Here is a 12581-nt window from a genome sequence, read left to right on the forward strand (position 1 = left end):
CGAAAATTGCAAGTATCTGCTTATAGAATTCTTGTTTCTCATTTGCAAAAACGATACAATTGAATAGGAAAAGCTATAGGAGGGAATCTGCTGTGTCTCAAAAAATGATGAAAACGATAGTATATGTTATGATTATTTCTCTTGTATTAAGCAGTCTGCTTACTGGAGTAGCATTGTTCTTATAATTAAAACATAAAATAAAATTTAAACCCCAGTCTCAGCTGACTGGGGTTTGTTCGTTTTTTATTCCGAGCGTTCTTTCATATATTCTTGAAAGCTCTTTTCGATTGAAATGACTTTAATCTTTGTTCCTATTTTAATTTTGCTGTAAATTTTTTGTACGTCTTTTTCATACATCCTGATACAGCCGGCCGTTACAAACCTTCCGATGGATGAAGGGTTATTGTTTCCGTGAATCCCAAATGTACGTCCGTCTGTGTTATTTGCATCAAATCCAATCCAACGAGTTCCGAGCGGATTGGATTTGTCTCCTCCAGGAATATCTTTTTTGCGATAATAAGGATCTACAGCCTTTACTGTGATCGTAAATTGCCCCTCTGGTGTCAATTCACTCGACTTACCCGTCGCCACTTTATAGACTTCTGTAACTTTTCCTTCTTCTATAAAAGCCAATCTGTTACTGGCTTTGTTAACAATAACATATGGGTCACCAAGGTCTTCGGCATTTCCTAATGGCCACATAGGTGATAAAAACAAAAGAAAAGCAATTTTGAAGTTTATCATGGCATCCACCCTGTCTTTTTTACTTAGTATTTGTTATTACAGGGTTTCTCATGAATTTGTACCGCCATTTATTTTGAACCTTTTTTTGATGAGCAAATAATCTTCAATATCTTGAAGCAATTGATACAATTTAGAACGTGTTTCAAATTCCTGTCTGTCTTTTGGCAGATGCATCTCCCGAAATTCCTGCCGCATTTTTTCAAGTTCATCTAAAAATAATGCTGCCGTATTGCCTGGATGGACCGCTGCGCCAAGACGCTCGAAGAACTCTCCTAATTTTTCTCCTTGGATATACGATTTATCAATTGAAGAAAGGATAGGAAGCATTCGCTGAATGATCTCAAATTGTTTCTCTCTCATTTTAAAATAGTGGTAATACTGATTTTCATAACGTAAAAAATGGTTCTCAACATCACGAAACGCAAGACTTTTCGCATTGGAGATTAAATCTGCACATTCTGTAATTTCTTTCCCGTCCCATTCATGGTTGTTATGAGCGAGATAAAGATGAAATTCATGAAAAATTTTCTTATATCTGTTCTCCAACTCTTTCTGCATGTTTAAAAGTGTCTTCTCCATTGAAGGCATGTATAAATTCATAATGAGACCCATTCCAATTCCAATGACTATAATACTTACTTCGTTTAGAACAATAGACCAGGAGATTTTCTGCAGAGTATACAGATGCAAAATGATGACTGAAGAAGTGATTATACCTTCTTTCAGGTTTAAAGCTACGATTGTTGGTATAAATAAGATCAGCAGTAAAGTTAAAGCATAAAAATGATAGCCTATCAGAGTAAAAAAGCCAGCAGCAAACAAGATACCTAAAAGACATGCCGCAAACCGTTCCCATGAACTGATCACGGAGCGTTTTTTTGTAATTTTAATACAAAGAATCGTTAATATACCGGCTGAAGTGTAAAAGTCGAGCTTTAGCCATTCTGCAATAGCAATTGCAAGACCTGCACCAATTGCAGTTTTTAAAGTCCGGTATCCAATCGTAAATTTCATGAATAGACGCCCTTTCATGCTACTTTCTTCATCTTTTCCCACATTTAAAAAATCTAATAAAATAACAGGCTGTTTTCGAAAACCTTGTTGCTTTTGAAAGAGGTTAATTTCCGTTGAAGGACTCGCTTACCGCAGGTGTGCGGTGAGCCCATTCGTCGCCTTGCGACATTGAATGGTCTCACCTGTCCCACTCATCCTGCAGGAGTCTCGCCCTTCCACTCCAATTAACTTTTCATAGAAGCACGTTGTCAAAATCTCTCAGTAGCAACCATCTTTTAGAAAAGAGCGTTTTGGAATCAGCCAAATTAAAAAAAGGACCTCGAGTTGAAGTCCTTTCGTTATTATAGCACTTTTTCTAAGAAAACTTGAGCTCTCTTTGTTTTCGGATTTTCAAAAAATATCGCCGGCTGTTCATCTTCTACCAATCTTCCGTCATCCATGAATAGAACACGGTCTGCTACTTCTTTGGCAAATCCCATTTCATGCGTAACGATAACCATCGTCATGCCGGTTTTCACAAGGTTCTTCATTACCTGCAGCACTTCTTTTACCATCTCAGGATCCAAAGCGGAAGTCGGTTCATCGAAGAGCATAATATCCGGATTCATGGCTAAGGCTCGCGCAATAGCAACACGCTGTTTCTGCCCGCCTGACAGCCTTGATGGGTAAGCATTCGCTTTATCAGAAAGTCCGACAGCTTGGAGCAGTTCAAGTGCATTTTTCTCAGCTTCTTTTTTGCTGGTTTTCAAAACTTGCTGAGGTGCAAAAGTGATATTTTCTAAAACCGTTAGATGAGGAAAGAGGTTAAAATGCTGAAATACCATTCCTATCTTTTTACGGAGATTATTTTCCAGCTGTCCAATCTCTTTTCCGTCAATTTTGATTGAACCGGCATTATGTGTTTCAAGCAGATTCAAACAGCGAAGGAAGGTTGATTTCCCAGAACCAGAAGGACCGATTACAGCAATTACTTCACCCTTGCTGATCTTAGTAGTAATGCCTTTTAAAACTTCATTGTTCCCAAAGCTTTTTCTTAATCCATTAACATCAATCACTTTTTGCGAGCCTCCTCTCCATCACACGTCCTGCTAAGGTTAACAGCATAACTAGCAGATAGTAAATCAATCCTGCAAGTAGCAATGGTTCAAAAAAGCGATAGTTGCTTGCTCCAACGATTTGAGCACGTCTCATAATATCGAGCGCTCCAATGACGGATACAATCGCAGATTCTTTAGTCAATGTAATAAATTCATTCATAAGTGCAGGTAAAATATTTTTCATCGCCTGAGGCAGAATAATTTTCAGCATCATAGAACGGTATGGAACACCTAAAGCGATCGCCGCTTCTTTTTGTCCCTTATCAACAGCATTGATCCCTGCTCGAATGATTTCTGAAATATAAGCCGCAGAATTTAATGCAAATGTGAGTACCCCTGCTGTAAAAGCGCCTATATCCATTCCTGTCAGCTGCGGGACTGCATAATAGATGATCAGCATTTGTAAAATTAAAGGCGTTCCTCTGAATACTGATGTGTAAGCATCTGCAAACCACCGCAGTATAGTTACTTTTCCAATCTTAAATAAGGAAAGAACTGTTCCCCATAAGAAACCGAGTACTAATGAAACCGCCACAAACTGCAACGTAACCCATATTCCATACAATATATAAGGAATAGAAGGCACGAGCTGGGCAAAATCCAAGTTCATGCCTATCACTCTCTCTCTCTTCTATTTTTTCACTCCGAACCATTTTTCAACGAGTTTGTCCAAAGTACCGTCTTCTTTCATCTTCTTTAACTCTTTGTTAAATTTGCTAGTCAGTTCACTATCTTTCGGGAATGCGATAGCGGAACCTGCTGCATCGGTATTCGGCAAAGCAAATGATGAAAGTTCTTTGTTTTTCTTTAAAAACTCATACGCTACTGCATCTTCAATAATAGCTGCATCAACACGATTAGATTTCATTTCTTGTACCAATTCAGTTACTTTGTTTCGTTGTACTACTTCGAAATTATGTTCTTTCAATAGCTTGTCCGCTTCTTTTTCTTGAATGGAAGCTAGTTGGACTCCAAGTGTTTTACCTTCAAGATCTTCAATAGACTTGATTGATTTGTCTTTTGTTACGATTAATTGCTGTGCTGCATAATATTCATCTGAGAAATCAACTGTTTTTTTCCGCTCTTCATTAGGTGTCATTCCTGCAATGACAAAGTCTGCTTTTCCGCTGTCCAAAGCTGGAATAAGCCCGTTAAAGTCCATATCCTTAATCTCTATTTCATAACCTAATTCTTTCGCAATATGATTAGCTACATCAATATCAAACCCTACAACATCCCCGCCTTTAGCTGTATCAACAAATTCATACGGCGGATAATCTGCAGAAGTAGCCATGATCAATTTTTTTCCAGAAGAATCACTTCCTGTGTCCGATGAACTTTTTTCTTCTACTGCACCACATCCCGCTAGAAAAGCGATGATTATGATAAAATAAATGCTTAAGAAATTGCGTTTCATTTTGCATGTCCCCTTATACAATGTAGTTATATTTATTCGTTAAAATGAATATTAACACATAAATAATCAAAAATAAGTATTTTAATAATTCTGAATGTATTTTTATTCAATGGAGGTGGATTCACTATGAACTTTGGAGAAGTTATTCCCGGTGTCGACTATCGAAAAAGAGATGCCGTTTATGCTGTTATTCTGGATTCTGAGGGAGAAAAAGTCGCTATAATGGTACAGAACGGAAAAGGTTTTCTGCCTGGCGGCGGAATAGAAAAATCTGAAGAACAACAGTTGTGTCTTATGAGAGAATGTGTAGAAGAAACAGGATTTAATATAAATATTGAACGCTACATCGGAAATGAAAAACAATATTTTCAATCAAGGCAAAATGAGTACATAATGAATAATGGGTATTTTTATGCAGGTGATTTCGGAGAATATGTAAAACCACCAATAGAGGATGATCATGAACTTGTGTGGATGGAGCTTGATGAAGCGAAACGAATGCTTTTTCATGAGTCACACCTCTGGGCTGTAAAGAAAACATTAATTAAGGAATAGTTTTAATTTCTCATAAATCTCTGCGAACGCTCATAAATCCTCGGCTGCGCCTTGATTTATGAGCTCTAAATAAAAAAAATAAGCTGCCTCTTTTATAAGAGACAGCTTATCACCGTTTTTACGCTTCCTTTTTGCAATACTCTTCAAAAGCGCTTCTTAATTTATTTACTACTTCCATTGGTTCGTGTCCTTCGATCTCATGGCGTTCAACCATCATTTGAATCTCTCCGTCTTTTAATAGAGCAAATGAAGGCGAAGAAGGAGGATACCCAGTAAAGTAAGAGCGTGCTTTTTCAGTTGCTTCTTTATCCTGACCAGCAAAAACGGTAACGAGTTGGTCTGGACGTACATCTTGTTTTACTGAATATGAAGCCGCTGGACGTGCGATTCCTCCTGCACATCCGCAAACGGAATTAATCATCACAAGTGTTGTACCTTTTCTACTAAATGCTTCTTCTACATCCTCCGGCTTAAAAAGCTGAGTATAGCCAGCTTCGGCCATTTCTTTACGAGCCGTTTCTACTACATCATTAAATAAATTGAATTGAAAGTTCATTTCGTCAGCTCCTTTCCTTCTTATTGTACTCAATAAAAGGAATATAAAAAAGAAAAATGCCGTAACATTTACGGCACTTTTCTTAGGGGGTTATGGGGTTTGGAGGTGTTGATGTTAAACTCTACCCCGTTTCAAACCGGCATAAACCACTTTCTAAAATTTTTTTAATAAATCGATGTGTTTTCTTTCGTCATGTTTTCAAGACGTTCTTTTACTCGTGCTAAGAAACGGCCGCAAACAAGTCCGTCAAGTACACGGTGATCAAGTGATAAGCAAAGGTTTACCATATCACGTACTGCAATCATCCCATTATTCATTACTACTGGACGCTTCACAATGGATTCAACAGAAAGAATGGCAGCTTGCGGGTAGTTAATGATAGGCGTTGACATAACAGATCCAAAAGAGCCTGTGTTGTTTACTGTAAATGTGCCGCCTTTCATATCATCGCCTGAAAGTTTATTCGTTCTTACTTTATCAGCAAGCTCTTTAACATCACGAGCGATTCCCTTGATCGACTTCTCATCTGCATTCTTGATTACCGGCACATACAATGCATCATCAGTAGCTACAGCGATAGAGATATTAATATCTTTCTTCTGAATGATCTTATCTCCAGCCCACATAGAATTTAATTGCGGGAATTCTTTTAACGATTCAACAACTGCTTTAATAAAGAATGGCAAGAAAGTAATGTTATAGCCTTCTTTTGATTTAAAATCACCTTTAACAGAATTACGGTATTCCACAAGATTTGTAACATCTACTTCAACCATCGTCCAAGCATGCGGAGCTTCGTGTTTTGAACGTACCATGTTTTGAGCGATCGCTTTACGGATACCTGTAACAGGGATTTCCACATCGCCAGGCATAGATTCAAAAGTGATTGGCTTTAAGCCTGATGCAGTTTCTTTTGACTGTGAAACAGTTTCTTGTTTAATTTCAGAAACTGCTGGAGCAGATGCAGCTGCTGGTTTGTTGTCTGCAGTTGGAATCTGACCAGAATCAATAATCTGCTGCAGATCTTTTCTTGTAATTCTTCCGCTTTGGCCTGTTCCTTCAACTTGGCTCAAGTCAATTCCGTGCTCAGACGCCATTCGGACAACAGCTGGTGAGTAACGGCCTCTTGCAGCTGTATCTTTTTTAGGAGCAGCAGATGCATTGCTCACTGGAGAGGGCGCTGTTTCAGCCTTTTTTTCTTCTTTTTTAGCAGGAGCGGATTCAGCGGAACTGCTTCCTTCTTCTGTATCAATATAACAGATCAGTTCACCTACAGAAAGTGTATCGCCTTCTCCAGCAACAAGTTCTTTAATTGTTCCGCTAAATGATGAAGGGACTTCTGCGTTTACTTTATCAGTCATCACTTCAGCTAGAGGATCATATTTCTTTACTGTATCACCAGGTTGTACGAGCCATTTACTGATCGTTCCTTCTGTTACACTTTCCCCGAGTTGAGGCATTGTAATTTGTTCTGTAGCCATTTAAGTTCCCTCCTTTTTGTTAAAATGCCGCAAGATCTCTCATGGCTTTTTCTACCTTATCAGGATTCACCATAAAGTGTTTTTCCATAGTCGGTGCATATGGCATTGCTGGAACATCTGGACCTGCAAGGCGCTGAATTGGAGCATCTAGTTCAAACAAGCAGTTTTCAGCAATAATCGCTGCAACCTCACTCATGATGCTTCCTTCTTTGTTATCTTCTGTAACAAGAAGTACTTTACCCGTCTTAGATGCAGCTTCAATGATTGCTTCTTTATCCAATGGATACACAGTACGAAGATCTAGAATATGAGCAGAGATTCCGTCTTTTTCTAACTTTTCAGCAGCTTGTAGTGCAAAATGAACACAAAGTCCATATGTAATTACGGTAATGTCATCACCTTCACGTTTAACATCTGCTTTTCCGATCTCCAATGTATATTCTTCTTCTGGAACTTCCCCTTTAATTAAGCGATATGCACGCTTATGTTCAAAGAATAATACAGGGTCTTCATCACGAATTGCTGCCTTTAAAAGACCTTTTACGTCATATGGTGTTGAAGGCATAACAATCTTTAAACCTGGAACATTAGCAAACAGCGCTTCAACTGACTGCGAATGGTAGAGTGCACCATGTACACCGCCGCCATAAGGAGCGCGGATCGTAATAGGACAAGACCAGTCATTATTTGAACGATAACGGATTTTAGCAGCTTCCGAAACAATTTGGTTTACAGCTGGCATGATGAAATCAGCAAATTGCATTTCTGCGATAGGACGCATGCCATACATAGCTGCACCAATTCCTACACCAGCGATTGCAGATTCTGCAAGCGGCGCATCGATAACTCTTTCCTCACCAAATTCTTCGATCAAACCAGTAGTTGCACGGAAAACTCCTCCGCGTACTCCAACATCTTCTCCTACAACGAAAACTTTTTTATCACGCTGCATCTCTTCGCGGATCGCTTGTGTTACAGCATCAATATATGAAATTACCGGCATCTTGTTTTCCCCCTTTACTCTGCGTAAACATGCAGAAGCGCAGTTTCAGCATCAGCGTATTTTGCGTTCTCTGCGTATTCTGTAGCTTCATCCACTTCTTTTTGAATATCTTCAGTGATTTGTTTCTCTAACTCTTCAGTTAAGATTCCATTCTCTCTCAAGTATGCAGCAAAAGTATGAATCGGATCTTTTGCTTTTGCTTCCTCTACTTCTTCACGTGTTCTGTATGCACGATCATCGTCATCAGAAGAGTGAGGTGTTAAACGATAAGCAACCGTTTCAATAAGTGTAGGACCTTCCCCTCGTCTGCCGCGATCAGCTGCTTCTTTTACAGCTTCATAAACAGCCAATGGATCGTTTCCGTCAACTGTTACACCTGGCATACCATAGCCGATCGCACGGTCAGAAACGTTTACACACGCCAATTGTTTTGAAATCGGAACTGAAATCGCATACTTATTGTTTTCGCACATAAAGATTACAGGCAATTTATGAACTGAAGCAAAGTTCGCTCCTTCATGAAAATCTCCTTGATTAGAAGAACCTTCTCCAAATGTTGTGAACGTTACAATATCTTTACCTTCCATTCTTCCGCCTAATGCAATACCTACTGCGTGAGGAACTTGTGTAGTTACAGGAGACGAACCTGTCGCAATACGAAGCTTTTTTGATCCAAAGTGACCTGGCATCTGACGCCCGCCGCTGTTTGGGTCTTCCGCTTTTGCAAATCCGGAAAGCATTAGATCTTTTGCAGTCATTCCAAACTGCAATACTACACCCATATCACGATAGTAAGGCAACACATAGTCTTTTTCGTTATCCAGTGCCATTGCAGCACCCACTTGTGCAGCTTCCTGGCCTTGGCATGAGATTACAAAAGGAATTTTACCAGCGCGGTTCAATAACCACATGCGCTCATCAATCTTTCTTGCTAAAAGCATTGTTTTAAACATATGGATAACATCTTCGTTCGTTAAACCTAATTGTTCATGACGTGTTTCTGCCATTGTTTTTTACCTCCTTAAAAATGAATTGCTTTTCCTTCAACTGCTAATCCCGCTTCACCAAAAACTTCTGAAAGAGAAGGATGCGGATGGATAGTATGTGCAATCTCCCATGGTGTTGCATCAAGTACTTTCGCCAGTCCTGCTTCAGAGATCATATCTGTAACATGAGGACCAATCATATGTACCCCGAGAAGATCTTCTGTATCTTTGTCTGCTACGATTTTTACAAATCCGTCGCTTTCTCCGTATACAAGCGCTTTGCCTATTGCTTTAAATGGAAACTTTCCAACTTTAACATTGAAGCCCTGATCTTTAGCTTGTTTTTCTGTCAGACCTACGCTAGCCATTTCAGGACTCGAGTAAATACACTTTGAGATATTGTCGTAATTAATCGGCTCCGGCTTTAAATTACAAAGGTGTTCTACAGCTGTTATTCCTTCATGTGAAGCTACATGTGCCAGCTGAAGGCCACCAATAACATCTCCAATGGCATAAATATGACTTTCAGCAGTTTGGAAATACTCATTCGTCTGAATGTATCCGTTTTCAATTTTTATGGTGGTGTTTTCTAAGCCAATTCCTTCTGTATTCGCTTGTCGGCCAACAGAAACGAGCATTTTTTCAGCTGAAAACTGTTTAGTTTCCCCTTTATGTTCCGCAGAGATCAAAACGCCATTTCCTGTTTCTAACGTATCAGGAAGTACTTTTGCAGATGTAACAAGTTTAATGCCTTTTTTCTTTAACACACGAGCCGCTTCTTTAGAGATTTCTTCGTCTTCGGTAGGTACAATTCTGTCTGCATATTCTAATACAGTTACTTCAACCCCAAGGTCATTAAGCATGGAAGCCCATTCGATCCCAATGACTCCGCCTCCAACAATAATGATAGAAGCAGGAAGCGTTTCCATCTCAAGAGCCTCATCACTTGACATAACATAATTACCGTCAATCTCTAGCCCGGGTAAAGAACGTGGTCTAGAACCTGTGGCAACGATTACATTTTGCGGGATTAAAATTTCATTCTCTGTGCCGTCATTAAATTCTACTGACACCGTTCCTGGCATTGGAGAAAAGATAGAAGGACCGAGAATGCGTCCTGTTCCCTCGTAAATTTCTATTTTACCTTTTTTCATAAGGCTCTGGACGCCCATATGAAGCTGATTGACAATCGACTGCTTTCGTTCTTGCATTTTTGAAAAATTAAGACCTAATCCTTCTATATCTACACCAAAGTCAGCAGCTTTTTTAGCTGTTTTGTACACTTCAGCACTTCTCAACAATGCTTTACTAGGTATACAGCCTCTATGAAGGCATGTTCCGCCAAGCTTTCCTTTTTCAACAACTGCAACCGTTTTACCTAATTGAGCAGCACGGATGGCGGCTACATAGCCGCCTGTTCCTCCGCCCATTATGACCAAATCGAAATCTTTTGACATCGCTCATATCTCCTTTTGCTGTTAATCCAGCGGCAATTCTGCAGGAGTCTTCCCTCCTGGATATTCCTTCGCCTGTTCTTCATTTCTTAAAACGCGAAGTCCACCTTCTGCTAACGCTTGAAGTTCATTCTCTCCAGGCTGAATGATACAATCTGAAATCCACTCAACACGATCTGTTATTTTTTTGACAAATTCTTTGCCAAAAGCTAGTCCGCCTGTTAGAACGATCGCATCAACTTGACCGTGAAGGACCGTACTTGCTGATCCGATTTCTTTAGCGACTTGATAAGCCATTGCATCATATACAAGTGCTGCTCTTTCATCGCCGTTCTCAATTTTCTCTTCCACTGTTCTTGCATCATTTGTTCCAAGGTAAGCAACAAGTCCCCCTTGTCCCACGAGCTTTTTCATCACTTCATCTGCGTAATATTCTCCAGAGAAGCAAAGAGAGACTAAGTCACCGATTGGAACTGTACCTGCACGTTCAGGGGAAAATGGCCCTTCACCATGCAGCCCATTATTTACATCGATTACACGTCCGTCCTTATGAACCCCTACCGTAATTCCTCCGCCCATATGAACAACAATGAGACGAAGTGATTCGTAGGATTTATCGAGCATTTTTGACACTCTTCTTGCTACTGCTTTTTGATTTAAAGCATGAAATATACTTTTTCGTTCGATATCAGGTACACCTGATATACGTGCAATCTCATCCATTTCATCAACTACAACAGGGTCTACAATAAAGGAGGGAATATTTAATCCTTCTGCTATTTCATAAGCAAGGATACCGCCTAAATTTGATGCATGTTCACCTGCAAACCCCGTTTTTAAATCTTGCAGCATTGGTTCGTTTACGCTGTAAGTTCCGCCTTCGATCGGTCTTAATAATCCCCCGCGGCCAACCACACAGCTTAATTTTGAAATGTTTATTCCCTCATAATCCAATGCCTCTAGAATGGTTTCTTTTCTGAATGAATATTGATCAATGACAGAATCAAATTGATTAATGGTATCTATATCATGCCTGATTGTTTTTTCAAAAACAGGCCTTTCGTTATCAAAAATACCTATCTTGGTAGAGGTTGAGCCCGGATTGATCACTAGTATGCGAAGTTCTTTTTGATGCACGTTTCAAACCTCCATTAATACAAACTCTTAGCGAGTTCGGCTTGACAGAATGTGTCGTTCATTTAATAAAAATTGACTTCTTGATTTTCTCATTCGCTCGATACGCTCTTCAGCAAGACGGTCAGCTGCAAGGTAAGTAGGAATGTTATCACGCTTAGAAATTTCAATAACACTAGCAATATTGTCATAAATTGTTTCCACTTTTTTAATTGCTCTCTCACGGTTGTAGCCATTAAGTTCGTCAGCAACATTTATTACTCCGCCTGCATTGATTACATAATCTGGAGCATAGACAATACCCATTTCATGGAGAGCATCACCATGTCTAGTTTCTTTTAGCTGGTTGTTTGCAGCACCTGCAATAACCTTCGCTTTAATCTTTGAAATTGTATCATCATTAATAATCGCACCAAGTGCACATGGAGCAAAGATATCGCAGTCAACACTATAAATATCGTCTATGTCTACAGCTTTAGCACCGAAATCTTCAACAGCACGCTGTACAGCTTCTTTGTTGATATCTGTTACGATTAGTGAAGCTCCTTCTTCATGAAGGTGTTTACAAAGTGTATAAGCAACATGCCCTACACCTTGAACGGCAATCACTTTTCCTTCTAAAGAATCTGTTCCAAACGCTTCCATAGCTGCTGCCTTCATACCGCGGTAAACACCATAAGCTGTAACTGGAGAAGGATTTCCGCTTGAACCAAACGCTGGTGAAACGCCAGTTACAAATGGTGTTTCCTGATAGATTAAATCCATATCTTCAACTGTTGTACCAACATCTTCTGCTGTAATATAACGGCCGTTTAGACCTTGGATGTAGCGTCCGAATGCACGGAACATTTCTTCGTTTTTATCTTTCTTAGGGTCTCCAATGATAACTGTTTTACCGCCTCCAAGGTTCAATCCAGCTGCAGCATTTTTGTAAGTCATCCCTCTTGCAAGTCTCAATGCATCTTCAATTGCTGCATCTTCAGAATCATATGTCCACATTCTTGTTCCGCCTAGAGCAGGACCTAATGTCGTATCATGAATACAGATGATAGCTTTTAAACCAGATTGTTTATCTTGGCAGATCACCATTTGTTCGTAATCGTAAGTCTCCATATATTTGAAAATTTCCATTTTGTATTC

14 protein-coding genes are annotated in these 12581 nt (G+C 39.6%); 2 read left to right on the forward strand and 12 right to left on the reverse strand.

Going from position 1 to position 12581, the window contains the following annotated elements:
- Nucleotides 1–92: 92 nt before the first annotated feature.
- A complete protein-coding gene (gene prli42 / locus ABE41_RS21055) occupies nucleotides 93–185 on the forward strand; it encodes a stressosome-associated protein Prli42 (RefSeq protein ID WP_226535063.1) in 93 nt (30 codons plus the stop codon).
- A 58-nt stretch (nucleotides 186–243) separates the two neighbouring features.
- On the opposite strand, the gene ABE41_RS12405 is transcribed toward prli42, so the two are convergent.
- The 5 genes from ABE41_RS12405 to ABE41_RS12425 form a co-directional block, all read right to left on the reverse strand.
- Entirely contained in the window at nucleotides 244–744 is a 501-nt protein-coding gene (locus ABE41_RS12405) for a L,D-transpeptidase (RefSeq protein WP_066290738.1), read from the reverse strand.
- Between the two features lie 48 nt (nucleotides 745–792).
- Nucleotides 793–1758, reverse strand: coding sequence for an aromatic acid exporter family protein (locus tag ABE41_RS12410; protein ID WP_066290739.1), 966 nt, complete (start codon nucleotides 1756–1758; stop codon nucleotides 793–795).
- A 341-nt stretch (nucleotides 1759–2099) separates the two neighbouring features.
- The gene (locus ABE41_RS12415) at nucleotides 2100–2813 is read right to left on the reverse strand and encodes an amino acid ABC transporter ATP-binding protein (protein ID WP_066290741.1); all 714 of its coding nucleotides are present in this window, start codon (nucleotides 2811–2813) and stop codon (nucleotides 2100–2102) included.
- Nucleotides 2806–3465 carry an amino acid ABC transporter permease gene (locus tag ABE41_RS12420; protein ID WP_066290743.1) on the reverse strand — a complete coding sequence of 220 codons (660 nt, stop codon included), beginning with the start codon at nucleotides 3463–3465 and terminating at the stop codon, nucleotides 2806–2808. Before ABE41_RS12420 ends, ABE41_RS12415 begins: the two co-directional genes overlap by 8 nt.
- 21 nt (nucleotides 3466–3486) lie before the next feature.
- Nucleotides 3487–4272: a transporter substrate-binding domain-containing protein gene (locus ABE41_RS12425; RefSeq protein ID WP_066290744.1), complete on the reverse strand. Its 786-nt coding sequence runs from the start codon at nucleotides 4270–4272 to the stop codon at nucleotides 3487–3489.
- Nucleotides 4273–4398: 126 nt separating this feature from the next.
- Here ABE41_RS12425 and ABE41_RS12430 point away from each other — a divergent pair, with 126 nt between their 5' ends.
- Nucleotides 4399–4827: an NUDIX domain-containing protein gene (locus ABE41_RS12430; protein WP_066290751.1), complete on the forward strand. Its 429-nt coding sequence runs from the start codon at nucleotides 4399–4401 to the stop codon at nucleotides 4825–4827.
- Between the two features lie 118 nt (nucleotides 4828–4945).
- Here the strand turns inward: ABE41_RS12430 and ABE41_RS12435 are convergent, their stop codons facing one another.
- The 7 genes from ABE41_RS12435 to bcd all read right to left on the reverse strand — a co-directional run bounded on the left by ABE41_RS12435 (nucleotide 4946) and on the right by bcd (nucleotide 12572).
- Nucleotides 4946–5383 (reverse strand): BrxA/BrxB family bacilliredoxin, encoded by a 438-nt coding sequence (locus tag ABE41_RS12435; protein ID WP_066290753.1) that lies wholly within the window; start codon nucleotides 5381–5383, stop codon nucleotides 4946–4948.
- Nucleotides 5384–5547: 164 nt separating this feature from the next.
- Nucleotides 5548–6864, reverse strand: coding sequence for a dihydrolipoamide acetyltransferase family protein (locus ABE41_RS12440; RefSeq protein ID WP_066290755.1), 1317 nt, complete (start codon nucleotides 6862–6864; stop codon nucleotides 5548–5550).
- 19 nt (nucleotides 6865–6883) lie between these two features.
- Nucleotides 6884–7867: an alpha-ketoacid dehydrogenase subunit beta gene (locus ABE41_RS12445; RefSeq protein WP_066290759.1), complete on the reverse strand. Its 984-nt coding sequence runs from the start codon at nucleotides 7865–7867 to the stop codon at nucleotides 6884–6886.
- Between the two features lie 14 nt (nucleotides 7868–7881).
- Nucleotides 7882–8874, reverse strand: coding sequence for a thiamine pyrophosphate-dependent dehydrogenase E1 component subunit alpha (locus tag ABE41_RS12450; RefSeq protein ID WP_066290760.1), 993 nt, complete (start codon nucleotides 8872–8874; stop codon nucleotides 7882–7884).
- A gap of 14 nt (nucleotides 8875–8888) precedes the next feature.
- A complete protein-coding gene (gene lpdA, locus ABE41_RS12455; RefSeq protein WP_066290762.1) occupies nucleotides 8889–10310 on the reverse strand; it encodes a dihydrolipoyl dehydrogenase in 1422 nt (473 codons plus the stop codon).
- A 21-nt stretch (nucleotides 10311–10331) separates the two neighbouring features.
- A complete protein-coding gene (buk, locus tag ABE41_RS12460; RefSeq protein WP_066290765.1) occupies nucleotides 10332–11444 on the reverse strand; it encodes a butyrate kinase in 1113 nt (370 codons plus the stop codon).
- A gap of 27 nt (nucleotides 11445–11471) precedes the next feature.
- Nucleotides 11472–12572, reverse strand: coding sequence for a branched-chain amino acid dehydrogenase (gene bcd / locus ABE41_RS12465; RefSeq protein ID WP_066290766.1), 1101 nt, complete (start codon nucleotides 12570–12572; stop codon nucleotides 11472–11474).
- Between the last annotated feature and the right edge of the window lie 9 nt (nucleotides 12573–12581).

It is taken from the genome of Fictibacillus arsenicus, assembly GCF_001642935.1.
Lineage (GTDB): Bacteria > Bacillota > Bacilli > Bacillales > Fictibacillaceae > Fictibacillus > Fictibacillus arsenicus_B.